This window comes from Micromonospora sp. NPDC000089, from assembly GCF_042899365.1.
Lineage (GTDB): Bacteria > Actinomycetota > Actinomycetes > Mycobacteriales > Micromonosporaceae > Micromonospora.
In genome coordinates this window covers 178607-202599 of record NZ_JBIAZT010000001.1, presented here as the reverse complement: position 1 = coordinate 202599, position 23993 = coordinate 178607, and the positions used below count along the sequence as shown (strand labels likewise).

The window sequence follows — 23993 nt, the reverse complement described above, 5'->3', positions numbered from 1 at the left end:
CGGGACCCGGGCGACGCCGCCACCGACAGCCCCTTCCCACCCCCGAAGGACGTCTGAAGATGACCGTGGCATACCTCGTGGCCGGAGTCCGCACCCCGATCGGCCGGTACGCCGGCGCCCTCGCCGGGGTGCGCCCCGACGACCTGGCCGCGCACGTGATCCGCGAGCTGGTCGCCCGCCACCCGTCGGTGGACTGGGCCCGCACCGACGACGTGGTCCTCGGCTGCGCCAACCAGGCCGGTGAGGACAACCGCAACGTGGCCCGGATGGCGGCGCTGCTGGCCGGCCTGCCCGAGGCGGTGCCCGGCAGCACGGTGAACCGGCTCTGCGGCAGCGGCCTGGACGCGCTGGCCACCGCCGCCCGCTCCATCGTGGCCGGCGACGCCGACCTGGTGGTGGCCGGCGGGGTGGAGAGCATGAGCCGGGCGCCGTTCGTCATGCCGAAGGCGGCCACCCCGTTCTCCCGCACCGCCGAGGTGTACGACACCACCCTCGGCTGGCGGCTGGTCAACCCGCTGATGCAGCAGGGCTGGGGCATCGACTCGATGCCGGAGACGGCGGAGAACGTGGCCGCCGAGTTCGGTGTCGACCGGGTCGCGCAGGACGAGTTCGCGTTGCGCTCCCAGCAGCGGGCGGCGAAGGCGCAGGCCGACGGCCGGTTCGCCGAGGAGATCGCGCCGGTGACCGTGCCGGCCGGCAGGCGCGAGACGAAGCTGGTTGAGGTCGACGAGCACCCGCGGGAGACCACGCTTGCGAAGCTCGCCGCGCTGCCCACCCCGTTCCGGGCCGGCGGCACGGTGACCGCCGGCAACTCCTCCGGGGTCAACGACGGCGCGGTCGCCCTGCTGGTCGCCTCCGCCGACGCGGTCTCCCGGTACGGCCTGACCCCGCTGGCGCGGATCGGTGGCGCGGCGGCGGCCGGCGTACCGCCGCGGATCATGGGGATCGGCCCGGTGCCGGCCACCCGCAAGCTGCTCGACCGGCACGGCCTGGCGGTCGGCGACCTGGACGTGGTGGAGCTGAACGAGGCGTTCGCGGCGCAGGGGATCGCGGTGCTGCGCGAGCTGGGCCTGCCCGAGGACGCGGAGCACGTGAACCCCAACGGCGGCGCGATCGCGCTCGGCCACCCGCTCGGCGCCAGCGGGGCCCGGCTGGCGCTGACCGCCGCGCTGGAGCTGCGCCGGCGCGGCGGCCGGCGGGCGCTGGCCACCATGTGCGTCGGCGTGGGCCAGGGCATCTCCCTGCTGCTGGAGTCCGCCGCCTGATCCTGGCCGCCGGCCGCCGCTGGTCGGGTGGCGGCCGGCGGTCCGGGCGGGCGGCCAGGGGCGGGAGTGACGGGCCGGTCGCGGAAAGTGGATCTCCCGCCGGGCGGGGTACGCGCATAGAGTGGTGTGGAACACACGATTCGCGGGTCGACCGGTGTGGCGTCGCGTGCCCGGGCACGCCCGCTCTGGCTGCCCCGCCGCCGCGACGAGACTGGGGCGAGACGCGATGCAGAAGCCGGACGACATCCCCGCCGAGATCGACCTGAGCCGGCCGAGCGCGGCCCGGGTCTACGACTACTTCCTCGGCGGCGCGCACAACTTCGAGATCGACCGGCAGCTCGCGGAGCAGATCGCCGGCATGACCCCGAACCTGGCCGCCACCATGCGCTCCGGCCGGGAGTTCCTGCGTCGGGCCGTCCGGGTGCTACTCGCCGCCGGGATCGACCAGTTCCTCGACATCGGCTCCGGCATCCCGACCGTCGGCAACGTGCACGAGGTGGCCCAGGCGGCCAACCCGGAGGCCCGGATCGTCTACGTCGACATCGACCCGGTGGCCGTGGCGCACAGCCGCGAGCTGCTCGCCGGCAACGACCGGGCCACCGCCATCCACGCCGACCTGCGCGACCCCAAGCTGATCCTGGACGAGGCCCGGGCCAGCGGCCTGATCGACTTCGACCGGCCGATGGGCATCCTGCTGGCCGGGGTGGTGCACTTCGTCCCGGACGCCGACCGGCCCGGCGAGATCCTGGCCACCCTGCGGGCGGCCGCCGCCCCGGGCAGCTTCCTGGTCATCTCGCACTCCACCTTCGAGGACCAGCCGCAGGAGATGCTGGACGCGCAGCGGCTGTCGGCGCGTACCGCCACCGAGATCACCCTGCGCTCGCGGGCCGAGGTCACCGGCTTCTTCGGCGACTGGACGGTGCTGGAGCCGGGCGTGGTGCACATGCCGCTGTGGCGGCCCGACTCACCGTCCGACGTGGACGAGCACCCCGAGCGGTTCGGGGCGTTCGGCGGCGTCGCCCGGTACGACCAGTCCGGCGGCTGATCCGACCATGTCCGCCGTCCCGGATCCCGACGGGGACGACCTCAGCCGTCCCGGCGCCCACGGCTACGCCGTCGAGTGGTCGCGCGCGGTCCGCCGTCTCGGTTTCGTGCCGCTCAGCGCGGACGAGACCGAGCGGCTGCTGCTCGCGCACACCGTACGGCTGGCCGTGGCGGTGTCGGCCGAGGAGTTCGACGCCGGGCCGGCGGCGGACGTGGGTCGGGCCCTCGTCGAGGCCCACCTGACCGAGCCCGCCGTGCTGGACTGGTCGGTGCGCGCGCTCGGTGGGCGCTTCCTGGCGTCGGTGCTGCCGGTGCGCGCCGACCGGCCGGACGCGGTGGCCCGGGTGGCCGCCCTGCAGGGCGCGCTCGGGGCCGGGTTCGCCCGCGCCCTGCGGGACCGGACCTTCAGCCAGCAGGAACGGATCGCCCGCTCGGCCTGGCAGGCCCGGGACGCGGTGGAGCAGGCGCTGCGCGACAGCGAGGCCCGGTTCCGGGCGGTGTTCACCGGCGCGGCGATCGGCATCGGCATCGCGGCCATCGACGGCCGAATCATCGAGGTCAACCAGTCCTTCGCCGACATGCTCGGCTACACCACGGACGAGCTGCGCGAGATCAACGTGGCGTCGCTGTTCTACGCGGACGACGCGGCCGGCATGTGGGAGCTCTACCAGGAGCTGATCGAGGGTAAGCATGACAGCGTCCGGGTGGAGAAGCGCTACCTGCGCAAGGACGGCAGCATCGTCTGGACCGACCTGGCCGTCTCGCTGATCCGGTACGACGAGGGCCGGCCCCGGTTCACCGTCGCGATGATCGAGGACATCACCGAGCGGTACGAGCTGCAGCAGCGACTGCGCTTCCAGGCCCTGCACGACCCGCTCACCGGGCTGCCCAACCGCACGCTGTTCTTCGAGACGCTGGGGCAGCTGTTCGAGACCGCCCGCCCGGAGCAGCGGATCGGCGTCTGCTTCCTCGATCTGGACGGCTTCAAGGCGGTCAACGACAGCTTCGGCCACGACCTCGGCGATCGGCTGCTGGTCACCATCGCCCGTCGGTTGGCCGACTGCGTGGCCGGGCAGGGGCACCTGGTGGCCCGGATGGGCGGCGACGAGTTCGTCATCCTGGTGCAGGGCGCCGAGGGCATCGACGACGCGGTCGGCGTCGCCGAGCTGGCGCTGGCCGCGGTCTCCGCCCCGGCGCTGGTCGGCGGCCAGCAGCTGGTCGTGTCGGCCAGCGTCGGCGTGGTCGACTGCCCGGCCGGGGAGACCAACGCCTCCGAGCTGATGAAGGCCGCCGACAGCACGCTCTACTGGGCCAAGGCGGAGGGCCGTGGGCGGTGGGCGGTGTACGACCCGGAGCGCAGCGCCGCCGACATCGCCCGCTCCGCGCTCGCCGCCGGCCTGCCGGCGGCGCTGGACCGGGGCGAATTCGTGGTGCACTACCAGCCGATCGTGTCGCTGCTGGACGGCTCGATGCTGGCCGTGGAGGCGCTGGTGCGCTGGCGCCACCCGGAGCACGGCCTGGTCGGGCCGGACCGGTTCATCGGGTTGGCCGAGGAGACCGGGTTGATCGTCCGGCTCGGCGAGTGGGTGCTGGGCCAGGCCTGCCGGGACGCCCGCGCCTGGCACCGGGACTTCCCGGACGCCAAGCTGGTGGTGAGCGTGAACCTGGCCGCCCGGCAGGCCGACGACCCGGCCATCGTGGACACCGTGGCCGAGGCGCTGGCCCGCACCGGGCTGCCCGCCGGGCTGTTGCAGCTGGAGCTGACCGAGAGCGCGGTGATGGGCAGCGCCGGGGAGCCGCTGCGGTCGCTGCACCGGCTGGCCGGGCTGGGCGTACGGCTGGCCATCGACGACTTCGGCACCGGGTACTCGAACCTGGCGTACCTGCGCCGGCTGCCGATCCACTGCCTCAAGCTGGCCGGCCCGTTCGTGGAGGGCATCCGCTCCGGCGCGGACACCCCGGCCGACCACCGCGACGAGCGGATCGTGGACGCGCTGGTGCGGTTGGCGCACGCCCTGGAGCTGTCGGTGACCGCCGAGGCGGTGGAGACCGGGGAGCAGGCCGAGCGGTTGCGGGCGTTGCGCTGCGACACCGGGCAGGGCCGCTGGTTCGGCCCGCCCGCCCCGGCCGAGGCGATCACCGCCCGGCTGCGCGGCGAGGCGGCGGCGTGACCCGGCGTACCACCGGGTATGCCGGGGGTGGCCTCGTGCGCGACGACGGCCGGTGGGCGGAGGCGTTCGGATGGGGCTGACGGATTCCCAGGCTGCGGTGTCGGCGGTGGCGGCGATCGCCATCGTCGCCGGGCTGGCCGGGGTGGTGGTGCCCGGCCTGCCGGCGCTGCCGCTGTGCTGGGGCGGGGTGCTGGTCTGGGCGGTGTTCGGCGGCGCGGGGCCGGGCCGGTGGGCGGTGCTCGCCGCGGCCACCGTGGTCGCCGCCGGCGGCACCGTGGTCAAGTACCTCTGGCCCGGGCGCAACCTCAAGCGGACCGGGGTGCCGACGTCCTCGCTGCTGGCCGGCGGCGCGCTCGGGCTGGTCGGGTTCTTCGTGATCCCGGTGGTGGGTCTGGTGCTGGGCTTCGTGGGCGGCATCTGGGGTGCCGAGCGGCTGCGGCTGGGCAGCAACCGGCTGGCCTGGCCCTCCACCGTGCAGGCCCTCAAGGCCGCCGGGCTGTCCATGCTGGTGGAGTTCCTCGCCGGCCTCACCGTGGCCGCCCTGTGGGTGGCCGGCCTCCTGCTGACCTGACCGTGCCCGGCCGCGCGGGGCCGACGGGCTCAGCCAGGGTAGGGGGTGCTGGTGCGGGCCGACCGCAGGGCGGCGGCCCACCAGGTGAGCTGGCTCAGGAGCGCCTCGACGGCCTGTTCGGCGTGGTGCGGGTCGCGTGGGGTGGCGTCGGGGCCGAACAGGTCGTGGACGTGGGCGAAGGTGACGCTGTGCCGCACGGTGACGGCGTGCAGCTCGGCGAAGACCAGCCGCAGCTGCTCGACGGCGCGCAGTCCACCCGAGGTGCCACCGTACGAGACGAAGCCGACCGGCTTGGCCCACCACTGTTCGTACGCGCTGTCGATCGCCGTCTTCAGCGGGCCCGGGAAGGAATGGTTGTACTCCGGGGTGATCACGACGAAGGCGTCGGCGCGGGCGATCCGGTGGGCGAACGCGGCGGTGTCGCCGGTGCCGTCCAGCTCGTTCGGCAGGGTCAGCCCGGCGAGGTCGACGACGTCCACGTCGAGGTCGTCGTGCGGCTCTAGGCGACCGAGGAACCAGTTCGCCACCACCGGGGCGAAGCGTTCGGCACGGACACTGCCGATGATCACGACGACGCGGATCGGCGGTACGGACACGGGTCCCCCTTCAGGTTCGGAACGCTCGGGTGAGGCGGTGCGGCGCCGCGTCGCGGTGGCCGGTCACCGGAGGGCGAGCAGGGCGGCGAGGTCGGCCGGGGACAGGTGTACGCCCAGGTCGGTGAGGACCTCGCCGAGATCCTCGTCGGTCACGGTGCGCTCTTCGGTGGGGGCGTCGGGGCGCTCCACGGTGTACTGCCGGCCGATCAGCCGGCGTATCCGGTCGTCGTCCAGCCGTACGACGACGGGCTGGCGCACGAACGGCGAGCCGGGGCTGGTGGCGGTGACGTGGTTGGCGCCGTCGACGTCGACCGGGTAGGTCGCCTCCTCGGCGATCGTGTAGAGGGTCTCCCAGCGGTCCTGCCGCCATGCCTGCAGCCGCCACGCGGTGTCGGCGCCGCGCCGGCAGCGGTAGCGCCAGCTGCCCTGGGCGGGAAGGTCCGCCTCGGTCAGCGGCACCGGTTCCAGCAGGCCGGACCCGAAGCCGGTGTCGGCCAGCCAGTCGGTGTCACCGAGTCGTACCCGCAGGACCAGGTGCGCGCGGGGGTGCGGCCGCTCGGCCGGGTCGCCGGTGCGGGTGAGCAGCCGGGTCACTCGGAAGCCCAGCTGGTCGAGCACGGCGGCGAACAGCAGCCCGTGCTCGAAGCAGTAGCCACCCCGCTCCCGCCGGACCAGCTTCGCCTGCACGTCGGCCAGGTCGACGCTGACCCCGCGCCCGAGCGGGATGTCGAGGTTCTCGAACGGGATCGCCGCGACATGCGCCCGGTGCAGCGTCCGCAGCGTCTCCGGGTCCGCCCGCAGCGGCCGGCGCACCCCGACGCGGCCGAGATAGGCGTCGAGGCCGAGCGGGTCCCGCTGCCATCCGTCGGCCGGCTGGGCGGGGCCGGTGACCGCGGTGGGGTCGCCGCTCATCGCGGCCCCACCCCGTCGGCCGCCCGCGAGTCGTCGGCCGGGGGTGTGGTGGGACGGCCCAGGTAGGTGACCGGGCCGGGGTCGGGGACCGGGATCTCGTGGAAGCCGAGGCGGTCGTAGAAGGCGCGGGCCTTGACGTTGGTGGGGTCCATGCCGAGGTGGACGGCGGGGGCGCCGGCCCGGGCGGCGGCGGCCAGGAACGTGTCGATCAACCGCCGCCCGTGCCCGGCGCCCTGGAAATCGGGCAGCAGGTCGATGTGCAGGTGGGCCGGGTGGTCGGCCAGCTCGGGCAGCAGCATCCGCTCCGGCCGGTGGTGCAGCGCGATCATCTCCTCGTCCGGCGTGGTCGGCGGCCGGGTCGGCACGGGGTACCGGTCGGCCAGCCGGGGAATCCAGACCCGCCGGTACGCCCGCACGAACGCCGGCGTGTCGGCGGTGCCGAGCACGTACCCGACGGCTCGGTCCCGGTGGGTCAGCACGAAGGCCAACTCCGGTTCCAGGTGCAGGTACGGCCCGGCGAAGAGGTCGGGCATCAGGTCGTCGTCGGCGTACCGGCCGCGGGCGTCCCCACCGGCGTCCGCGGTGCGTACGCAGATGTCGTAGACCGCGTCGTGGTCGTCGTCCCGGTACCGACGGATCGCCGTCGTCGGCGGGCTCCCCGCCGTGTCGTTGCGCATGACGGGACGGTACGTGGTGGAACCGCTTGCACCGCAAGCCCCGCTCAGGCGCTCGCCCGCCGGACCAGGGTGGAGGGCAGCACGACGCGTTCGTCGGCGACGGCGCCGGCGATCAGACCACCCACGGCCCGTCCGGCGATCCGCTCGACGGGATGGGTGGCGGTGGTCAGCGCGGGCTCGCCCAGCGCGGCGAGCGGGATGTCGTCGAAGCCGATCACGGCGACGTCGTCGGGCACCCGCCGGCCGCCGGCCCGGGCCGCCCGCAGCGCGCCCAGCGCGGTCACGTCGGTGATCGCGACGATCGCGTCGGTCTCCGGCCAGCGGTTCAGCGCGCGCCGGGTGGCGGCCGCGCCGGTGGCCGTGCTCAGCCCGCCCACCAGCGTCCGCGCCGGCAGGCCGTGCGCCCGCAGCACCGCCCGGTACGCCTCGACCGGCTGGCGCATGCTCGCCACCCAGCCGGGCCCGGTCAGCATGACGATCCGGCGGCGGCCGGCGGCGATCAGGTGCCGCACGCTCGCCCCCATCGCCGCCCCGGTGTCCACGTCGTAGGAGGGCGCGTGGCCGAAGCCCGGCCCGACCGCGGCGACCCGGCCGTGCAGCGCCCGGGGCAGCGCGGCCAGCAGCGCCGCGTCGTGGTTGACCAGCAGGACACCGTGTACGCCCCGGTCCCGCGCCCAGTCCGCCAGGGCGCTCGGGTCGCCGAGGCGCAGCCGGCGCGCGGACACCCCGAGATCGTGTTCGTCGGCCGCGCGGGCGGCGGCGGTGACCAGGCGGGTGACGTACTGGTCGGTCAGCATGGCCGCCCGGGGCGCGACCACGCCGACGACGATCCGGGTGCCCCGCCGGCGGGCCAGCGACACGGCGAGCGGATTCGGCACGTACGCCAGATCGGCCGCCGCCCGACGGACGTCGGCGCGCGCCCGCGCGGACACCGGGCCCCGGCCGCTGAGCGCCCGGGACGCGGTGGCCGTGGAGACGTCCGCCGCCCGGGCCACGTCGGCCAGCGTCGGAGTGGTCCGTGGTGAGCGCCGCACTGTTCCTCCGGGTCGAGGGGCCTGACCCCATGGTGCCCGAGGAGGCCGGTGCGGTGGGGTCGGTGGCGGCGGCGCGGGCGTCCGTCGGGTACGGCGGATGCCGCCGTACGTGAGAGAGAGGTGGACGCCGCGCGCCGCCGCGGGCCGGGCGTTGCCGAGCGCCCGGCGGAGGGCCCGTCGCGATCGGGCCGGTCACGGGCTCCAGGATGCGGCCCGGGTGGGACTTCCGGCAACGCGATTTCGCGAGGTCGGCCCGCGCGACGGATTGACCGACGTGATCGGCGGGACGAGACTCGGGCGCACTCGTACCGGGGATCGCCTCGAGGAGGTGCGCAGTGGCCACGACGCCCACGCCGACCGCCGAGCAACCGATGGACGACGACGCCCGACGGCTCGCCGAACTCGGTTACCAGCAGGAGCTGCACCGCAAGTGGAGCGGCTTCTCCAACTTCGCCATCTCGTTCTCGATCATTTCGATCCTGGCCGGCTGCTTCACCACCTTCGGGCAGGCGTGGAACAACGGCGGCCCGGTCGCCATCTCCTGGGGCTGGCCGCTGATCTCGCTGTTCATCCTGATCATCGGCTTCTGCATGGCCGAGCTGGTGTCGGCGTACCCCACGGCGGGCGGGATCTACTGGTGGGCGGCGACCATGGGCCGCCCGGTGCACGGCTGGTTCACCGGCTGGCTCAACCTGATCGGGCTGGTCGCGGTCACCGCATCGGTCGACTACGGCTGCGCGACCTTCCTCAACCTGACCCTGTCGGCGCTCGTCGACGGCTGGGCCGGGACGCTCACCCAGGCGTTCGGGCTCTTCGTGGTGATCCTCGCGCTGCACGGGCTGATCAACATCTTCGGGCACCGCATCATCGACGTACTCCAGAACGTCTCGGTCTGGTGGCACGTGGCCGGCGCGGCCGCGGTGGTGGTCATCCTGCTGCTGGTGCCGGACGAGCACCAGAGCTTCCGGTTCGTCTTCACCGAGCGGTTCAACAACTCCGGCTTCGGCGACGGCGGCACCGGGGGGCCGACCTTCTGGTTCTACGTGCTGCCGCTGGGCTTCCTGCTCACCCAGTACACGATCACCGGCTTCGACGCCTGCGCGCACGTGTCCGAGGAGACCCGGGGCGCGTCGAAGGCCGCCGCCCAGGGGCTGTGGCGGTCGATCGCCTACTCCGCGGTCGGCGGCTGGATCCTGCTGCTGGCGTTCCTCTTCGCCGCCACCGACGTGGACGCGATCAACTCCGCGGGCGGCTTCTCCGGGGCGATCTTCGAGTCCGCGCTGAGCCCGTTCTTCTTCAAGACGGTCATCATCATCTCCACCATCGGCCAGTTCTTCTGCGGGATGAGCTGCGTGACGTCGATGAGCCGGATGGCGTACGCGTTCAGTCGGGACCGCGCGGTGCCCGGCTGGCGGCTCTGGTCCACGGTGGACCGCAACGGCACCCCGGTCAACGCGATCATCGGCGCCACCGTGGCGGGTCTGGTGCTCACCCTGCCCGCGCTGTACCAGTCCGGCGGCATCCCGGTCGCGTTCTACGCGGTGGTCTCGGTGGCGGTGATCGGGCTGTACCTGTCGTTCCTGATCCCGATCTTCCTGCGGCTGCGGATGGGGGAGCGGTTCGTCCCCGGGCCGTGGACCCTGGGCCGGCGGTACAAGGTGCTCGGCTGGATCGCGGTGGTGGAGATCGCGGTCATCTCGGTCTACTTCCTACTGCCGATCGTGCCGGCCGGGGTGCCCGGGCACGCCGACTTCAGCTGGTCGGCGGTGAACTACGCGCCGCTCGCGATCGGCGGGGTGCTGCTCGGGGTGGCGGTGTGGTGGTGGGTGTCGGCCCGCAGGTGGTTCACCGGCCCCCGCCGCACCGTCGACCAGCCCGCCGACTGACGGCAGGGTCCGCGTCGTCAGCCGGCCGGGTTCGGGTGGGCGAGGCGCTTGTCGGCGAGGTGCTTGGCCTGCCAGCGGTGCACGTCGGTCACCCACTCCCAGCCGGGGCGGGCCGACCGGCCGATCCGCGGGTCGTCGGGCTCGCGGCCGTCGCGCAGGGCGAGCACGTACGCCCGGTCGCGCTCGATCCGCTCACGCGCCTGACCGGCCCCGCCGACCGAGCCGTGACCGGGAACCACGACGTCGACGTCGTCGGCGACCTCCTCCAGCAGCCGCAGCGCGGTGAGGTAGTCCTCGACCGGGTCGGCGGCGCCGTCGAGGTCGAGCATCGGCACCAGTACGTCGGAGAGCATGTCCCCGGCGACGAGGACCCGGCGGTCCTCGACGAGCAGCGCCGCGTGACCCACCGCGTGCGCCCGGTGCTCAATGATCCGGATCGGCGGCCCGTCCCAGGGAATCCGGGTGGCCCCGGTGGGCAGGGCGGTGACCAGGCCGTACCGGTCCAGCGGCACCTGCCCGGCGACCTCGGTCTCGGCCAGGTGCTCGGTGATGCGGGCCTTCGTGTCCGGGTCGGACAGTTGCTCGCGGGCGGCGGTCGCGCAGCGCTCGGTGGCGTAGCGGGGCGGCTCGCCGAGCCGCGCGTGCCACAGCAGGTGATCCCAGTCCGGATGGGTCGAGAAGCCCGCCACCACGGTTTGACCCGACGTGGTCAGGTCGTTCGCCAGGCAGGTCAGCTCGTCGCCGCGTACGCCTGGGTCGACGAGCAGCACCCCGGCGTGGCCCTGCACGACGGTCGCGTTGCTCTCGATGAAATCGCTCTGGTGGACCAGCACTCCGTCCGCGATCGGCTTCAGCACGGGCCGGCCTCCTTCGCGTCGAGAATCGCGTAGTGGTGCATCGTGACGCCCTGGCTGAACGATCGGTGCTCGATCAGGTTGAGGTCGATCGGCCGGTCGTAGTCGTCGAAGAGCGGCCTGCCGAAGCCGAGGATCGCCGGGTGGGTGAAGAGCAGCAGCTCGTCGAGGAGGCCGGCCCGCAGCAGCTGGGTGGCCAGCGTCGCGCCGCCCACCCCGATGGTGCCGTCGGTCTCGGCCCGCAGGGCGGCGAGCTGATCGATCGCGTCGTCGCCGCCGATGATCCGGGTGTCGTGGTCGGCGGTGTGCCGGGTGCGGGAGACGAGCACCTTGGGGGCGGTGGTCCAGATCTCGCCGTAATCCCGCATGACCTCCGGCAGCGACGCGTCCTCGCGGGCCCGCGGCCAGTACTCCTCCATCGTCTCGTAGATGACCCGGCCCTGGACCATGGCGGCGAGCCCGCGCGCCCGGGCGTTGAACTCGCGGTGCAGCTCCTCGTCGATACGCAGCCACTCGCCGGCACCGTCGTCCCCGGGAACCTGCTCGATCCGCAGGTCGAGGGACACGTTCATCCAGTAGAGAAAGCGGCCCATCATCCCCTCTTCCTTTAGTGGTTGCGGTTTGCAACCACTATATTGTGGGCGTCTTACGTGTCAAGGAGGAAGTGTGGAACCACGGTCCGGGTGCCCGATCAACGCCGCCGTCGAGGTGCTCGGGGATCGCTGGTCGTTGCTCGTGCTCCGGGACGTCGTCTTCGCCGACCGCCGCTACTTCCGGGCGCTGCTCACCGGGTCGGTCGAGGGCATCGCGTCGAACATCCTCGCCGACCGCCTCGTCCGGCTGGTCGAGGCGGGGCTGCTCACCCGCGGCACCGCGGCCCGCGGGCAGCGCGCCCGCTACAGCCTCACCGAGGCCGGCATCCAGACCCTGCCGGTCCTGTACGCGCTCGGCAACTGGGCCCTCGACTGGCGTCCCGGCACCGACGAGCTGCGCAGCCGGCAGCGGTTCATGCGCGACGAGGGGCCGGCGTTCGTGCAAGAGCTGATGGACGACCTCCGGGTACGCCACCTGGACGCCCCGCCGAAGCCGCGCACCGGCCCGGGCCCCTTCGAGCGGCTGGACGCCGCGTACGCCGCCGAGCAGGAACGCGAGGCGGCGTCCTCGATCACCTCGTCGACGTACCGGCACGACTGACACCTCACGCCGCTCGCAGCGAGCGTGGCCACCCTCGGCACCAGTAGCGACCAGAAGAGGCCGTGGGCGGCGGCGACGATCCGGCTGGCGAACTACCGTTGGTCGGCATGACCCATGGTGGGATCAGAATTACCGCGGAGCTGGTCCGGGACCTGGTTCGCGACCAGCACCCAGACCTCGCTGATCACCCGGTTCGGTTCGGCGCTCGGGGATGGGACAACCAGCTGTGGCGGCTCGGTGACGATCTCGCCGTCCGGCTTCCATGGGCGACTGGAACCGCAGACGGGCTGCTGCGTAAGGAATACGCCTGGGTGCCCACGCTCGCCCCGCGCCTCCCGCTGCCGATCCCCGTCCCGCTGCGATTCGGCCAGCCCTCCGCGCGGTTCCCCCGGCCCTGGCTCATCACCACCTGGGTTCCGGGCACACCCGCCGACCGGGCCCCTGTCACGCTAACCTCCGACGCGGCCGAGTCCCTGGCCGCCTTCCTGACGGCTCTTCACCAACCCGCTCCCGTCGGTGCACCTGTCGGCCGGGACCGCGGCGGGAAACTCACCGACCACGCCGACCAGTTCGACGCAGGCCTCGCCGCCGCCACGGAGCGCAGGCTGATCCACGAACCGGACGCTGTCCACGCCGTCTGGCACGACGCGGTCAACGCACCCGCATGGTCGGGCCCGGCACTGTGGCTCCACGCCGATCTGCACCCGGCCAACGTCCTCACTGCGGATGGCGCCCTCTGCGGCGTGATCGACTTCGGTGACCTCTGCGCGGGCGACCCGGCATATGACCTCGCCGCCGGGTGGCTCCTCCTACCGGACGACACCGCCGACCACTTCCACGCGGCCTACCAGCCGACCCCGGACACTGCCACAATTCGCCGCGCCCGTGGTTGGGCCATGGCGCGTGCTCTCGGCGGCATCCTCATCGGGGACAACGGCGTCCGCCGCAGGTCCGGTGGTAAGCCTACCTGGGGACCACCTGCCCACGCCGCCCTTCAACGCCTCATCACCACCTGCTGACCCCGCGATCGTCCCCCGCGTTCGACCAGCCGGCGGGGTCCCTTTCGCAGCGGCAACTGCCTGAGAGATGCCCTTCCACTGCTCGTCCATCAGCAGTCGCCCGGCGCCCCGTCCCCGGTGGCCCGGGCAGCAGGTAGACGGCCTGGAGCTCGCCCACCAGAGCCGGATCGGTGTCGGCCAAGCTTGCACCGGTTTCAGCGCGCCGGCAGCAGCCCGCGGTCGACCAGGAACGCCCGCAACGTCTCGGCGTCCTCAGTGGACATCAACCGGCGGGGGATCACCGTGGCCGGCATCCGGCCCACGTACACGATCCAGAACTCGGCGGTGTCCCGCACCTGGGTGACGCCCTCCCAGGCGATGCCGCTGGTCTCGGAGCCGCTGCGCATCATGATGTTTTCGTCGGTGATCTCGTAGCCGCCCTCGACGGCGTACCCGCCGGAGCGTCGCCGGGCCCGCCACCGTACCCACGGCGGGTACAGCAGCGACAGCAGGCCGGCCACCACCAGCGTCGTGTACAGCGAGGAGAACCGATCGCTCCGGAAGACGGCGAAGCCGAGCACGCCGGCCGCGACCAGCACCCCGCCGACGTAGCCGAACCGGCGCAGCCGGACGCTGCTCAGGGCGGCGGCCAGCCGACCGGGGTACGCGGGATCGGCGGGAACGTCGAAACGAATGTGCACGCCCGAACGATAGTGCGCGGACCCGGCGGTCGGCCCGGGCCGCCGTTTATCGGGTGGAGAAGCCGTCCAGGACGACGTCGATGGCGCGTTCGAGCACCGCCGCCGGGACGGGGGAGGCGGCGGTGACCTGCGCCAGACCCCGGATCAGCAGGTAGAGCTCCTCGACGCCGACCTCCGGCCGGACGGCGCCCGCGGCCTGGGCTCGTCGCAGGGCCACGTCCACCGCCGCCTTCACCTGTTCCGCCACGGCGACGACGGCGGGTGGGGCGTCCCCCAGCATCGAGGCCAGGGTGAGCTTGTTCGCGCCGCGTTCGATCATCTCGCGGACCAGCGCGCGCAGGGCGGCCGCCGGGTCGGGCGCGACGGCCGCGTCCCGGGTCTGGTCGAGCAGGCCGGTGAAGTGCCGCACCAATGCGGCCTCGATCAACGCTTCCTTGGTCGGGAAGTGCCGGAACACGGTGGCGACGCCGACGGCGGCCAGCCGGGCCACCTCCTCGGTGGAGCCGGCCTCGCCGCGCATGCCGAAGACCTGCTCGGCCGCGGCGAGGATGCGCTCGCGGTTCTGCCGAGCATCCTGACGCATGCGAGGACTTTAACCGAAGCCGCGACTTCGCTACGGTAAGCGGAGTCCAGACTTCGGTAGGGGAGGGTGCCATGCGTACGCCAGAGGAAACCGTCCGGGCCGTGGCCGCCGGCGTCTGTCGCCTCATGCGCGGCGGCCTGACCGCCGCGCAGGAGGCGGCACAGATCGACGAGCTGGCCGGCTGCTACGCCGAGCGCACCGACGTGCGCCACCCGTTCAACCCGCTCGGCGACACGCCGCTGCGCACCCGGGCCGAGGTGCGTGCCCACTTCGCCGCCGGCGGCCCCCCGTCCGACGTCGAACGCTACGACGTGGTCGACGACCACGTGTACGCGACGACCGACCCGGAGGTGGTGATCTTCGAGTTCCGGTACGCCGGGGTGATGGGCGGCGACGCCTTCGCGCTGCCGTGCGTCTTCGTGGTCCGGGTCCGCGACGGCGAGATCGTCGAGTCCCGGGACTACGTCGACCACGTGGCCGGCGCTCGCGCCTTCGGCCACCTGCCCGCCCTGGTCGCCGCATTGTCCTCGGGAAGCGCATGAGGTTGCTTCCCACGGAGTTCCGCGGTGGGCTCAGCCCGTCGCGCTCAGGTAGCGCAGCACGGCGAGCACCCGCCGGTGGTCGGTGCGCGCCTGGAGGAGGTCAAGCTTGGTGAAGATGGCGGTCACGTGCTTCTCCACGCTGCGCGGAGCGAGGTGCAGCACCTCGCAGATGGCGGCGTTGGACCGGCCCTCGGCCAGCATCCCCAGCACCTCCCGCTCCCGGTCGCTCAGCCTGGCCAGGCCCGCGTCCACCGCCGGCGCCGCCAGCAACTGCCGGACCACCTCTGGGTCCAGCGCGGTCCCGCCGGCGGCCACCCGGCGCAGCGCGTCGACGAATTCGTCGGTGCTGACGATCCGGTCCTTCAGCAGGTAGCCGACCCGCTCGGGATGCTCGGCGATCAGCCGCCGCGCGTACCGGGTCTCCACCCACTGTGAGAAGACCAGCACGCCGGTGTGCGGGTGGGCCGCCCGGATCGCCAGCGCCGCCCGCAGGCCCTCGTCGGTGAAGGTCGGCGGCATCCGTACGTCGACCACCGCCGCATCGGGCCGGTGCTCGGCGACCGCCGCGCGCAGGGCGTCGCCGTTGTCGACGGTCGACACCACGGTGATCCCGTGGTCGGCCAGCAGCAACCTGATCCCGTCGCGCAGCAAGGGGTTGTCCTCGGCGATCACCACTCGCACGGCAGCTCCACGATGACGGTCGTCGGCCCGCCCGGCGGGCTGTCCACCCGCAGCGTGCCGTCCAGTGACTCGGCCCGCCGGGCCAGCCCGGTCAGACCCGTACCCGTGCCCGAGGGTCGTGCCCCGCCGCGCCCGTCGTCGGTGACGCTCAGGCGCAGCGCGCCGGCCCGCGCGCGCAGGTCCAGCCGGATCCGGCTGGCCCCGGCGTGCTTGGCCACGTTGGTCAGCAGCTCGGCGGCGCTGAAGTAGAGCGCCGACTCGGTCTCGGGCGTCGGCCGCCGGGGCAGATCGAGGCGTACGTCCACGGGCACCGCGCTACGCGTGGCCAGGGTCTCCAGCGCGGTGCCCAGGCCGGCGTCCAGGGCGGGCGGGTGGATGCCGCGCACGATGTCCCGCAGCTCGGTCAACGCCTCCACCACCGTTCCCTTGGCCTGCGTCACCATCGCCCGCAGCTCCGGCTCGTCGGCGCGCCGCTCGATCCGGGACAGCGTCACCCCCAACGCGACCAGCCGGGCCTGCGTGCCGTCGTGCAGATCCCGCTCCACCCGCCGCAGCAGGGCGGCCGCGTCCGCCCGCAGCGCCGCCCGGCTCGACTCCAGCGCCGCGATCCGGGACCGCTCCGGGCTCGGCTCCAGCAGCGCTCGCACCAACCGCCGGTCCAGCCAGACGATGAGCCGGACGTACCACGGGAACACCAGCAGCGCGGCCAACCCCTGAGCGAACAGTCCCCAGGTGCCGCCCCACGGTGACTCGTCGGGAAAGCGGTGCATCCACACCGGATAGCTGACCCCCACCACCCCGCCGACGACGAGGACTCCGCCGAGGTACGCGGCCGCGGTCATCAACGGCAGCCGGGCGAAGCAGTACGCGAGCGCCTTCCAGGCGACGGGGTCGGTCAGCACCGCCCCGGCCCAGCGCACCGGGCCCGGCCCCCGGCGGCGTACCGGCGGTGGGTCGGGCCAGCTCCAGCCGAGGAACAGCCGGGCCGGCCCGCGGAAGTATCGGACGGTCAGCCGAGCCAGCACCAGCACCCCGGTCAGCGGCGGCAGCCCGATGGTCAGCAGGGACAGCGCGGAGAACACCAGGCCCAGCAGCGCGAGCGCGAAGGTCGGCACGGCCAGCACGGTGCCGGTGACCGCGTACCCGACCTCGCGCCAGGTGCGGGCGGCCACCGGCGCGCGCACGATCGCGCCGGCGACCGACCTCACGGGTCCACGGCCAGCGACTCCACCGGCGGCCGGCGCATCGCCATCAGCGCCGGCACCACCGTGGCCAGCAGGACCAGCCCGACCACCGCGGCCAGGCCGAGGGTCAGCTGCCCGGGCGGCAGGTACGGCGTCCACGTGCCCAGCATGCCGTGCAGCATCGGCACCATGGTGACCATCGCGACCACCGTACCCACCAGCACGGCGGTCACCGTGACGATCAGGGCCTCGCAGACGATCACGGCCAGCGCCCGTGCCCGGCTCGCCCCGACCAGTCGGGTCACCGCGAGTTCCCGGCGCCGGGCCAGCAGCACGGTCACCAGCGTGTTGACGGCGGCCACCGCGGCGAACGCGACGTAGACCGCGGTCCCGGAGTAGTCGGTCCACACCTCGGCCGCGCGGTCGGGCGTGCCGTGCACGCGCCCGGAGGTGGTGTGCACGACCACCTTCACCGTGGCGAACGCGATCGCCAGGACCAGCGGCACCAGCGCACCGGACAGCGCCCTGGCGCGCACCGCGAGGTTCTCCGCGGCCAGCACGCCGGTTCCGCCGAGCACGCGTGCCAGCGGGGCGGTCAACCGCATCAGCACCGGACCGAGAAAGCCGGCCCCGACGCACATCGCCAGCATGGTGAGGAAGCTCGCCCCGTCCGCCTTCGCCAGGTCGCCGCTCGCGATCCGGACCGCCAACGCCACCCCGCCGGCCACCAACAACACCCCGGCCGCGGTACGCACCAGACTGACCTGCCGCCGCGCGACGGCCGTCTCGGTCAGCGCCGTCGCGGGGCGTACCCGGGCCGGCCGGACGCCGGCGACCAGCGCGCCCAGCAGCGACGTGCCGACGGTGATGGCCAGCGCGGCGGGCAGCGCCGCGGCCGACGGGTGGAACGTGACCCCGGGCGGGATCACCGCGTGCCCGGTGAGCCCCGCCAGCCAGGCGCGGGCGAGCAGTGCCCCGAGCGGCACGCCGAGCAGCGTCGCCGGCACCGCCACCACGGCGGCCTGGGCCGCCACCGCCCGGCACACCCGGCCCGGGGTGGCGCCGACGGCGCGGACCAGCGCGATGTCCCGCGCCTGGCGGGCGATCGAGGACGTCATGGTCAGCCCGACGATCAGCGCGGTCAGGTAGACCGCCAGCACCACGAACAGCGCGGCCATCTCGGGGATGCCGCTGTCGGTCAGCGCCTGCCGGGCGGACGGATCCAACCGCGCTCCGGACAGCGACGAGTTGGCGCCCAGCGCGCCGGACACCAGCGCGGCGGCCAGGCACTGCGTGACGAACGGACCGGCGAACGCCCACGGCTGCCTGCGCAGCGCCTGCCGGGTCAGCCCCGCGTTCACCGGGTCACCGCCGGCTCGCTCGCCTCGGCGCGCAGCCGCTGGGCGATGGTCGCCGCGTCGGGTGTCGGGCAGTCCGCCACCAGCTCGCCGGCGCGCAGCAGGATCAGCCGGTCGCTCCAGGCCGCCGCGATCGGGTCGTGGGTCACCATCACCACCGTCACGCCGGCCCGTTCCACGCCCGCCCGCAGGAGTCGGAGCACCTGCTCACCGGTGGCCGGATCCAGCGCCCCGGTCGGCTCGTCCGCGAACACCACGGCCGGGCTACCGGCGAGCGCGCGGGCGATGGCGACCCGCTGGCGCTGGCCGCCGGAGAGTTCCCCGACCGGCCGGTCCGCGAACCCGGCCAGCCCGACCTCGGCCAGCACCTCGTCCAGCGGGCGCAGGCGTGGCCCGCCCAGCCGCCGGGGCAGCAGCACGTTCTGCCGTACCGTCAGCTCCGACAGCAGGTTGTACGACTGGAAGACGAACCCCACCCGGGCGCGGCGCAGCCGGGTCAGCGCGCCCTCGCGCATCCGGGTGACGTCCTGGCCGGCCAGCCGGACCCGGCCCGATGTCGGCCGGTCCAGCCCGGCGGCGCAGTGCAGCAGGGTGCTCTTGCCCGACCCGGTCGCGCCCATCACCGCCACGAAGGTGCCGGCCGCCGCCGCGAGCGAGACGTCGCGAAGGGCGGCGACCGGCCGCCGGCGTGAGCCGTACCTACGGGTCACCCCGTCGAGTTCCACCACGTTGTCCATGCGGTCCAGCCTCGACGTTGTGGGCCGCCCGCACAGCCGGGCGGCCCGCACGGTACGGGTGCGGTTGTCCGCACCCATCGCAGGTTGTCGTACCCCGGTGCGAGGGTGCGGGGCATGGCGACCTTTGTTCTGATCCACGGCGGCGGGGGCAGCGCCTGGGACTGGCACCTGCTGGTCCCCGAGCTGGCCGGCCGCGGCCACGACGTGGTGGTGCCCGAGCTGCCCATCGGGGACAGCTCGGCCGGGTTCCCGGAGTTCCGCGACACGGTCGTCGACGCGATCGGTGGCCGCAGCGACCTGGTGGTCGTCGGGCAGTCGTACGGCGCGTTCACCGCGCCGCTCGTCGCCGCCGAGCTGCCGGTGCGGCTGCTCGTCCTGCTCACCCCGATGATCCCGCGGCCCGGTGAACGGCCCGGCGACTGGTGGGACAACACCGGTTACCGCAGCCCCGATGGGCTCACCGAGGAGCAGCAGTTCTACAACGGCGTGCCGGCCGACATCGTCGCGGAGGCCGCCGCGCACACCCGCGATCAGGTCAGCGCGGAGGGGAGCCAGCCGTGGCCGCTGGACGCCTGGCCGGCCGTGCCGACGAAGGTGCTGATCGCCCGAGAGGACCGGTTCTTCCCGGCGGACTTCCTGCGTCGGGTGGCCGCCGACCGGCTCGACATCGTCCCGGACGAGGTCGACGGCGGTCACACCGTGGCGCTCAGCCACCCGCGGCAACTCGCCGACCGGCTGACCGCCTACCTGCGTGGCTGAGAGGGTCGGCCGGAGATAGGCCGGGGCCGCGAGGTCGCCGAACGAACGGTCACCAGCCAGGTGCTACCCCCCACCGAGGTTGAGCACCACCAGGCCACCGACGACGAGCGCGATGCCCGCCAGCTTCATGAGGTTCAGCGGCTCGCCGAGGAAGGCCGCCCCGACCGCCGCGATCGCCGCGGTGCCGACGCCGGACCAGACGGCGTACGCGATGCTGACGGGTACGGTGCGTACCGCCTGGGAGAACAGGTAGAACGAGATCAGGTAGGCGGTGGCGACGCCGAGCGTCGGCCACAGCCGGGTGAAGCCCTCCGTCGCCTTCATCAGGCTGGTGCCGGCGACCTCCGCCGCGATCGCGAATGCCAGCAGCGCGTACGCCATGGTGCCTGGGCTCATCGTCGGGCGCCGCGCAGCGCCGGCCCGGTGTCGGCGAGGAACGCCCGCAGCGTCCGCGCTGGCCGGCCGGTCACCCGCTCGACGGTGTCCGTCACGCCGGCGAAGGCGCCGGCCCGGACCCGCTCGAAGGTCAGCACGGTGAGCTCCCGTTCGAACCCCTCGGTGCCGGCCACCGCCTCGTCGATGGTCACCTCCCGGTGGGTCACCGGGCGGCCGGCGGCCGTGGTGAGCTGCCGCGCGGTGTCCGGCAGGGTCGGCGACTCCGGGCCGGAGAGCTCGTACACCCGGCCGGTGTGTCCCTGATCGAGCAGCGCCCGCTCGGCGACGGCGGCGATGTCCCGGGCGTCGATCCAGGCGACCTGCGCGCCGTCGGCGGGGAAGGCCAGCTCCCCGTCGTCGGCGATCGGGTCCCGGTAGAAGCGGGGGTCGGTGAAGACCTGCATGAACCAGCTCGGCCGCAGGATCACCCAGGGCCGATCGCCGTCGCGTACCGCCTGCTCGGCGCGCGACGCCCAGCCGTCGGGTCCGGGCTGGTCCGCCGCGCGTTCGGACAGCAGGACGATCCGGGTCTGCGGGGGCGTCGTGGCCAGCAGCGCGGCGATGAGCTCCGGCGCGTCCGCGCGGTCCGGCCGGACCAGGTACACGGCGTCGACGCCGTCGGTGGCGGCCGACCACCCGGACGGGTCGTCCCAGGAGAAGGCGGTGGGGTGGACGCCGTCGAGGTCCACCAGGGTCGGGTCGCTGCTGCCGCCGAGCACCTCGACGGCCGGCCGGGCCGCGAGCAGCCCCGCCAGCGGTACGCCCGTCTTGCCCCGGACCCCGGTCACCAGCACCCGGGTGGACCGCGCCTCGGCGTTGTGCGGATACGTCACGTGGAACCCCTCCCCATTACTTGAGACACTAAAGCTTCAGGACCCACCTAAGCACCGATACCTGAGTGAGTCAACTAATCTCTGCTCATGAGCGAGCTGGCGGACCGGCTTCAGCAGCAGGTGTGGGACTTCGTGTACGCCTACGACGCGGCGTACGACCGCGCGGCGCGATCGGTCGGGCTGAGCGCGGCGCAGGCCTGCCTGCTCGACGCCGTGTCGCGGGAGGCCCGCTCGATGGGCGAACTCGCCACCGAGCTGCTCTGCGACGCCTCGAACGTCACACAGCTCGTCTCCCGACTCGAACGCGGCGGCCTGGTGAGCCGTACGGCCGACCCGGCCGACCGGCGGGTCAAGCAGGTGTCGATCTCCGAGGCCGGCCAAGTGGTACGCCGCGGCGTGCGCCGGGCCTTCGACTTCCCGTCCGACCGACTGGGCCGGCTGACCGAGGCGGAGCAGCGCCAACTCTCCGGCCTCCTGGCCAAGGCGCTCGCCCCCGACCCGTCCCAGGGCGTCGGACGCGACCGGTGAGCTGCCACCGCCGGCTACGGAGCCTGCGCGGAAAACGGTTGGCGGATCACGTGGCCACTGCTAGTTTCCGGAGGCCGTGCGAGAGACCGAGGAGGTGGTACCCGTGAACGTTTCGACATGGGTGCTCCCCTCCGGGGTCACGGTCGGGCGATAGGTCGTCCGGGAGCGCCGTTCGCGAGCACTCCCGAAAGGCACGACCATGCGATTCACCACCGAGCAGCGCCTCGACGACGAGGTCCTCGAACGCGAATTCACCATCGGCGAGATCCCCGGCATCCTGTGGACGCCCGGATCCGCAACGGCACCGGTCCCGCTGATCCTGCTCGGCCACCCCCCGATCGGACTGCGCAAGATGTACCCCCGTCTGCTGGTGCGGGCCCGGCAGGCCGCGGCGGAGGGCTTCGCCGCGGCCACCATCGAGCTGCCCGGCAGCGGTGACCGGCCTCGTTGGGCCGCCGCCGAGCAGGCCCGCGCCGACCTGCGGCGAGCGCTGGAGTCCGGCGAGCCGGTCAGCGACGAGATCATCGATGCCCTCGTCCTACCGCTCGTCGACCGGGCGGTCCCGGAATGGCAGACCGCCCTGGACGCCCTGCTGTCGCTGCCGGAGATCGGCGGCCCGGTCGGGTACTCGGGGGGAGTGATCTCCATCGGCATCCGGCTGGCGTTGGTCGAGCCGCGCATCCTGGCGGCCGGCCTCTTCGCGGGGAGTCTCGTGCCCCGCGTCATGTTCGAGGAGGCCCGGCGGGTCACCATTCCGCTGCACGTCTTGCTGCAGTGGGATGACGAGGGGAACGACCGGCAGGCGGCCCTGGACCTGTTCGACGCCTTCGGCTCCGAGGAGAAGACGCTGCACGCCAACATGGGCGGACACACCGGTGTCCCGCCGTTCGCGGGGGAGGACGCGGCCCGGTTCTTCGCCCGGCATCTGCGCCAGCCGTAACGGCGAAAGTCTGAGGCGCCGGGGTCAGGCTGCCCGGGTGGCGGGGTGACCCCGGCGGCTCGGCCGTCTCACGCGTACGGGATCCGGCGCCGCAGCCTGACCGCCGAAGTGCCGTACGGCGGACCGACGGCGCGGCGGTCGGTGCCGTGAACGGTCGTGGTTACGGCGCTGACGGGCCGATCTGCTTCGCCAGGTCGACGAAGGACTGCCAGGCCGCGGGGTTGACGTGGAGGGTGCCGCCGTCGCGGTCCTTGGTGTCACGGACCAGCACCACACCGGGCAGGTTGTCAGCGACCTCGACGCATGACCCGCCGTTGTTGCCGCTCCTGGTGGACTTGCGCCACTGAGGGGCAATAACGTCCACGACTTCACCACTTCCTTTGATCAGCTCGCTGGGCCGATTCGTTTCGCCAGGTCGACGAAGGACTGCCAGGCCGCGGGGTTGACGTGGAGGGTGCCGCCGTCGCGGTCCTTGGTGTCACGGATCAGCACGACATCGGGCAGATTGTCGGCGACCTCGACGCATGCGCCGCCGTTGCCGCCCGACCTGGTCGACTTGCGCCACTGGGGGGCCATCACGTCCATGACTTTGCCACTTCCCTGATCAACTCGATGGAAGGTCTACGCGGGAGTGCTTCGTTTCGGATGATCTCCCACGTCTTCGACAGCTTAGCGACGTCGGCCGGGCCGTCGACGACCTGCGCGTCCAACTGGTTGTCCGCGTACGCAACCCGGGTGCCGTCGGAGAGTTCGGCGATGATGAACTGACCACCGAACCCCAGGTACATTCCGGCATCCAGGGGCACGATGTGAATCTGGATGTGCTCCTGTCTGGCCACCTCCGCCAGATGTTCACACTGCTCGACCATCAGGCCGGGCTGATCGAGTACGGGACGGCGGAGGACCCCTTCGTCCAGCACCGCAATGAGCTGGGGCGGCGCTTGTTTCGTCAGGACCGACTGGCGTTCCATGCGAGATGCCACGATGCGCTCGGCCTCGTCAGGGGCGAAGCGTCCACCGGTCAGCGTTGCGCGGGCGTATCGCTCCGTTTGCAGCAGACCCGGCACGTAGGCCAACTCGAACCAGCGCAGTGTGGTCGCCTCCCGCTCGAACTCCACCCATTCCCGCAGCCAGGTGGGATTCACGTCAAGGGGTGCCAGCTCACTGAGCATTCGACCGAAGCGTCCATCGGTGTCGAAGTGCCCATCGACGGCCTTCATGTACTCCTGGGTAGGCGGGCGGCAGCCTGTTTCGACCGAGCTGACATGAGATCCGGAGTATCCGATCCTTCGCCCGAACTCGTCTTGACTCAGCTTGACGGACGCCCGGAACCGACGTAGCTCCCCGAGCACGTAGGTGGTGGCGATCCCCATCGGCTCCCCAATCTCCGCTCGATTCTGATGACGATCAGCTCTAGACAGCTCATCTCGCCCCATGAGCTGCACGGATGGGGCGAGCGCGTATCGACCGTAGCGGTGTCCTCAGCAGACTGTCACGTAGCGGATCCGCT

The 23993-nt window shown here is 73.2% G+C and carries 28 protein-coding genes; 11 read left to right on the top strand and 17 right to left on the bottom strand.

Going from position 1 to position 23993, the window contains the following annotated elements; all coding sequences use genetic code 11:
• Positions 1 to 59: 59 nt before the first annotated feature.
• The 4 genes from pcaF to ACFY3U_RS00965 all read left to right on the top strand — a co-directional run bounded on the left by pcaF (position 60) and on the right by ACFY3U_RS00965 (position 5051).
• Complete coding sequence (gene pcaF, locus ACFY3U_RS00980; protein WP_387192771.1) at positions 60 to 1265, top strand: 3-oxoadipyl-CoA thiolase; 1206 nt, start codon at positions 60 to 62, stop codon at positions 1263 to 1265.
• Positions 1266 to 1491: 226 nt separating this feature from the next.
• Complete coding sequence (locus ACFY3U_RS00975) at positions 1492 to 2310, top strand: SAM-dependent methyltransferase (RefSeq protein WP_387192768.1); 819 nt, start codon at positions 1492 to 1494, stop codon at positions 2308 to 2310.
• Positions 2311 to 2317: 7 nt separating this feature from the next.
• Entirely contained in the window at positions 2318 to 4480 is a 2163-nt protein-coding gene (locus tag ACFY3U_RS00970; protein WP_387192766.1) for a putative bifunctional diguanylate cyclase/phosphodiesterase, read from the top strand.
• Positions 4481 to 4550: 70 nt separating this feature from the next.
• Positions 4551 to 5051, top strand: a complete 501-nt coding sequence (locus ACFY3U_RS00965; RefSeq protein ID WP_387192763.1) for a DUF456 domain-containing protein — start codon at positions 4551 to 4553, stop codon at positions 5049 to 5051.
• 29 nt (positions 5052 to 5080) lie between these two features.
• On the opposite strand, the gene ACFY3U_RS00960 is transcribed toward ACFY3U_RS00965, so the two are convergent.
• The 4 genes from ACFY3U_RS00960 to ACFY3U_RS00945 form a co-directional block, all read right to left on the bottom strand.
• On the bottom strand, positions 5081 to 5647 hold the full coding sequence (locus ACFY3U_RS00960) for an NADPH-dependent FMN reductase (RefSeq protein ID WP_387192760.1): 567 nt from the start codon (positions 5645 to 5647) through the stop codon (positions 5081 to 5083).
• Between the two features lie 63 nt (positions 5648 to 5710).
• Complete coding sequence (locus tag ACFY3U_RS00955; protein ID WP_387192757.1) at positions 5711 to 6559, bottom strand: arylamine N-acetyltransferase; 849 nt, start codon at positions 6557 to 6559, stop codon at positions 5711 to 5713.
• Positions 6556 to 7236, bottom strand: coding sequence for a GNAT family N-acetyltransferase (locus ACFY3U_RS00950; RefSeq protein WP_387192754.1), 681 nt, complete (start codon positions 7234 to 7236; stop codon positions 6556 to 6558). Before ACFY3U_RS00950 ends, ACFY3U_RS00955 begins: the two co-directional genes overlap by 4 nt.
• Before the next feature lie 44 nt (positions 7237 to 7280).
• Positions 7281 to 8270 (bottom strand): LacI family DNA-binding transcriptional regulator, encoded by a 990-nt coding sequence (locus ACFY3U_RS00945; RefSeq protein ID WP_387192750.1) that lies wholly within the window; start codon positions 8268 to 8270, stop codon positions 7281 to 7283.
• A 335-nt stretch (positions 8271 to 8605) separates the two neighbouring features.
• Here ACFY3U_RS00945 and ACFY3U_RS00940 point away from each other — a divergent pair, with 335 nt between their 5' ends.
• Positions 8606 to 10156, top strand: a complete 1551-nt coding sequence (locus ACFY3U_RS00940; protein ID WP_387192747.1) for an amino acid permease — start codon at positions 8606 to 8608, stop codon at positions 10154 to 10156.
• A gap of 17 nt (positions 10157 to 10173) precedes the next feature.
• Here ACFY3U_RS00940 and ACFY3U_RS00935 read toward each other — a convergent pair whose 3' ends face one another.
• Positions 10174 to 11013 (bottom strand): MBL fold metallo-hydrolase, encoded by an 840-nt coding sequence (locus ACFY3U_RS00935; protein ID WP_387192744.1) that lies wholly within the window; start codon positions 11011 to 11013, stop codon positions 10174 to 10176.
• Positions 11007 to 11606, bottom strand: a complete 600-nt coding sequence (locus ACFY3U_RS00930; protein WP_387192741.1) for a dihydrofolate reductase family protein — start codon at positions 11604 to 11606, stop codon at positions 11007 to 11009. The genes ACFY3U_RS00935 and ACFY3U_RS00930 overlap by 7 nt, the downstream gene beginning before the upstream one ends.
• Positions 11607 to 11676: 70 nt before the next feature.
• Between ACFY3U_RS00930 and ACFY3U_RS00925 the strand changes: the two genes are divergently transcribed.
• Positions 11677 to 12204 (top strand): winged helix-turn-helix transcriptional regulator, encoded by a 528-nt coding sequence (locus ACFY3U_RS00925; RefSeq protein ID WP_387192739.1) that lies wholly within the window; start codon positions 11677 to 11679, stop codon positions 12202 to 12204.
• Between the two features lie 107 nt (positions 12205 to 12311).
• Positions 12312 to 13223, top strand: a complete 912-nt coding sequence (locus ACFY3U_RS00920) for an aminoglycoside phosphotransferase family protein (RefSeq protein WP_387194092.1) — start codon at positions 12312 to 12314, stop codon at positions 13221 to 13223.
• Between the two features lie 194 nt (positions 13224 to 13417).
• Here the strand turns inward: ACFY3U_RS00920 and ACFY3U_RS00915 are convergent, their stop codons facing one another.
• Entirely contained in the window at positions 13418 to 13903 is a 486-nt protein-coding gene (locus ACFY3U_RS00915) for a YcxB family protein (protein ID WP_387192736.1), read from the bottom strand.
• A gap of 46 nt (positions 13904 to 13949) precedes the next feature.
• Entirely contained in the window at positions 13950 to 14486 is a 537-nt protein-coding gene (locus ACFY3U_RS00910) for a TetR/AcrR family transcriptional regulator (protein ID WP_387192734.1), read from the bottom strand.
• Between the two features lie 71 nt (positions 14487 to 14557).
• Between ACFY3U_RS00910 and ACFY3U_RS00905 the strand changes: the two genes are divergently transcribed.
• Positions 14558 to 15028, top strand: a complete 471-nt coding sequence (locus ACFY3U_RS00905; protein WP_387192731.1) for a nuclear transport factor 2 family protein — start codon at positions 14558 to 14560, stop codon at positions 15026 to 15028.
• Between the two features lie 30 nt (positions 15029 to 15058).
• On the opposite strand, the gene ACFY3U_RS00900 is transcribed toward ACFY3U_RS00905, so the two are convergent.
• Genes ACFY3U_RS00900 through ACFY3U_RS00885 form a run of 4 tightly spaced genes read right to left on the bottom strand, consistent with a single transcriptional unit; the run spans position 15059 to position 18988 of the window.
• Positions 15059 to 15709 (bottom strand): response regulator transcription factor, encoded by a 651-nt coding sequence (locus tag ACFY3U_RS00900; protein ID WP_387192728.1) that lies wholly within the window; start codon positions 15707 to 15709, stop codon positions 15059 to 15061.
• Positions 15697 to 16917: a sensor histidine kinase gene (locus ACFY3U_RS00895; RefSeq protein ID WP_387192725.1), complete on the bottom strand. Its 1221-nt coding sequence runs from the start codon at positions 16915 to 16917 to the stop codon at positions 15697 to 15699. The genes ACFY3U_RS00900 and ACFY3U_RS00895 overlap by 13 nt, the downstream gene beginning before the upstream one ends.
• Entirely contained in the window at positions 16914 to 18254 is a 1341-nt protein-coding gene (locus ACFY3U_RS00890; RefSeq protein ID WP_387192722.1) for an FtsX-like permease family protein, read from the bottom strand. The genes ACFY3U_RS00895 and ACFY3U_RS00890 overlap by 4 nt, the downstream gene beginning before the upstream one ends.
• A complete protein-coding gene (locus tag ACFY3U_RS00885; protein ID WP_387192719.1) occupies positions 18251 to 18988 on the bottom strand; it encodes an ABC transporter ATP-binding protein in 738 nt (245 codons plus the stop codon). Before ACFY3U_RS00885 ends, ACFY3U_RS00890 begins: the two co-directional genes overlap by 4 nt.
• Positions 18989 to 19102: 114 nt before the next feature.
• On the opposite strand from ACFY3U_RS00885, the gene ACFY3U_RS00880 reads away from it, so the two are divergent.
• Positions 19103 to 19747, top strand: a complete 645-nt coding sequence (locus ACFY3U_RS00880; RefSeq protein ID WP_387192716.1) for an alpha/beta fold hydrolase — start codon at positions 19103 to 19105, stop codon at positions 19745 to 19747.
• A gap of 63 nt (positions 19748 to 19810) precedes the next feature.
• Here ACFY3U_RS00880 and ACFY3U_RS00875 read toward each other — a convergent pair whose 3' ends face one another.
• Together ACFY3U_RS00875 and ACFY3U_RS00870 are read right to left on the bottom strand one after the other, a co-directional pair.
• Positions 19811 to 20143 carry a DMT family transporter gene (locus ACFY3U_RS00875; protein WP_387192713.1) on the bottom strand — a complete coding sequence of 111 codons (333 nt, stop codon included), beginning with the start codon at positions 20141 to 20143 and terminating at the stop codon, positions 19811 to 19813.
• On the bottom strand, positions 20140 to 21015 hold the full coding sequence (locus ACFY3U_RS00870; RefSeq protein ID WP_387192711.1) for a hypothetical protein: 876 nt from the start codon (positions 21013 to 21015) through the stop codon (positions 20140 to 20142). Before ACFY3U_RS00870 ends, ACFY3U_RS00875 begins: the two co-directional genes overlap by 4 nt.
• 87 nt (positions 21016 to 21102) lie before the next feature.
• Between ACFY3U_RS00870 and ACFY3U_RS00865 the strand changes: the two genes are divergently transcribed.
• A complete protein-coding gene (locus tag ACFY3U_RS00865) occupies positions 21103 to 21543 on the top strand; it encodes a MarR family winged helix-turn-helix transcriptional regulator (RefSeq protein WP_387192708.1) in 441 nt (146 codons plus the stop codon).
• Positions 21544 to 21742: 199 nt separating this feature from the next.
• Complete coding sequence (locus tag ACFY3U_RS00860) at positions 21743 to 22483, top strand: alpha/beta hydrolase (RefSeq protein ID WP_387192705.1); 741 nt, start codon at positions 21743 to 21745, stop codon at positions 22481 to 22483.
• Between the two features lie 160 nt (positions 22484 to 22643).
• Here the strand turns inward: ACFY3U_RS00860 and ACFY3U_RS00855 are convergent, their stop codons facing one another.
• The 3 genes from ACFY3U_RS00855 to ACFY3U_RS00845 are packed head-to-tail and all read right to left on the bottom strand — an operon-like array spanning position 22644 to position 23856.
• Positions 22644 to 22838: a DUF397 domain-containing protein gene (locus ACFY3U_RS00855; RefSeq protein ID WP_387194089.1), complete on the bottom strand. Its 195-nt coding sequence runs from the start codon at positions 22836 to 22838 to the stop codon at positions 22644 to 22646.
• A 29-nt stretch (positions 22839 to 22867) separates the two neighbouring features.
• Positions 22868 to 23068, bottom strand: a complete 201-nt coding sequence (locus ACFY3U_RS00850; RefSeq protein ID WP_387192702.1) for a DUF397 domain-containing protein — start codon at positions 23066 to 23068, stop codon at positions 22868 to 22870.
• Positions 23059 to 23856 carry a helix-turn-helix transcriptional regulator gene (locus ACFY3U_RS00845; protein ID WP_387192699.1) on the bottom strand — a complete coding sequence of 266 codons (798 nt, stop codon included), beginning with the start codon at positions 23854 to 23856 and terminating at the stop codon, positions 23059 to 23061. Before ACFY3U_RS00845 ends, ACFY3U_RS00850 begins: the two co-directional genes overlap by 10 nt.
• Positions 23857 to 23993 lie beyond the last annotated feature (137 nt).

Excerpts from the sequence above, each read along its gene's own strand:
- pcaF (WP_387192771.1), top strand. The coding sequence starts at position 60 with ATGACCGTGGCATACCTCGTGGCCGGAGTCCGCACCCCGATCGGCCGG.
- ACFY3U_RS00975 (WP_387192768.1), top strand. The coding sequence starts at position 1,492 with ATGCAGAAGCCGGACGACATCCCCGCCGAGATCGACCTGAGCCGGCCG.
- ACFY3U_RS00970 (WP_387192766.1), top strand. The coding sequence starts at position 2,318 with ATGTCCGCCGTCCCGGATCCCGACGGGGACGACCTCAGCCGTCCCGGC.
- ACFY3U_RS00965 (WP_387192763.1), top strand. The coding sequence starts at position 4,551 with ATGGGGCTGACGGATTCCCAGGCTGCGGTGTCGGCGGTGGCGGCGATC.
- ACFY3U_RS00955 (WP_387192757.1), bottom strand. The coding sequence starts at position 6,559 with ATGAGCGGCGACCCCACCGCGGTCACCGGCCCCGCCCAGCCGGCCGAC.
- ACFY3U_RS00950 (WP_387192754.1), bottom strand. The coding sequence starts at position 7,236 with ATGCGCAACGACACGGCGGGGAGCCCGCCGACGACGGCGATCCGTCGG.
- ACFY3U_RS00930 (WP_387192741.1), bottom strand. The coding sequence starts at position 11,606 with ATGATGGGCCGCTTTCTCTACTGGATGAACGTGTCCCTCGACCTGCGG.
- ACFY3U_RS00920 (WP_387194092.1), top strand. The coding sequence starts at position 12,312 with ATGACCCATGGTGGGATCAGAATTACCGCGGAGCTGGTCCGGGACCTG.
- ACFY3U_RS00910 (WP_387192734.1), bottom strand. The coding sequence starts at position 14,486 with ATGCGTCAGGATGCTCGGCAGAACCGCGAGCGCATCCTCGCCGCGGCC.
- ACFY3U_RS00905 (WP_387192731.1), top strand. The coding sequence starts at position 14,558 with ATGCGTACGCCAGAGGAAACCGTCCGGGCCGTGGCCGCCGGCGTCTGT.
- ACFY3U_RS00885 (WP_387192719.1), bottom strand. The coding sequence starts at position 18,988 with ATGGACAACGTGGTGGAACTCGACGGGGTGACCCGTAGGTACGGCTCA.
- ACFY3U_RS00880 (WP_387192716.1), top strand. The coding sequence starts at position 19,103 with ATGGCGACCTTTGTTCTGATCCACGGCGGCGGGGGCAGCGCCTGGGAC.
- ACFY3U_RS00875 (WP_387192713.1), bottom strand. The coding sequence starts at position 20,143 with ATGAGCCCAGGCACCATGGCGTACGCGCTGCTGGCATTCGCGATCGCG.
- ACFY3U_RS00865 (WP_387192708.1), top strand. The coding sequence starts at position 21,103 with ATGAGCGAGCTGGCGGACCGGCTTCAGCAGCAGGTGTGGGACTTCGTG.
- ACFY3U_RS00860 (WP_387192705.1), top strand. The coding sequence starts at position 21,743 with ATGCGATTCACCACCGAGCAGCGCCTCGACGACGAGGTCCTCGAACGC.
- ACFY3U_RS00850 (WP_387192702.1), bottom strand. The coding sequence starts at position 23,068 with ATGGACGTGATGGCCCCCCAGTGGCGCAAGTCGACCAGGTCGGGCGGC.
- ACFY3U_RS00845 (WP_387192699.1), bottom strand. The coding sequence starts at position 23,856 with ATGGGGATCGCCACCACCTACGTGCTCGGGGAGCTACGTCGGTTCCGG.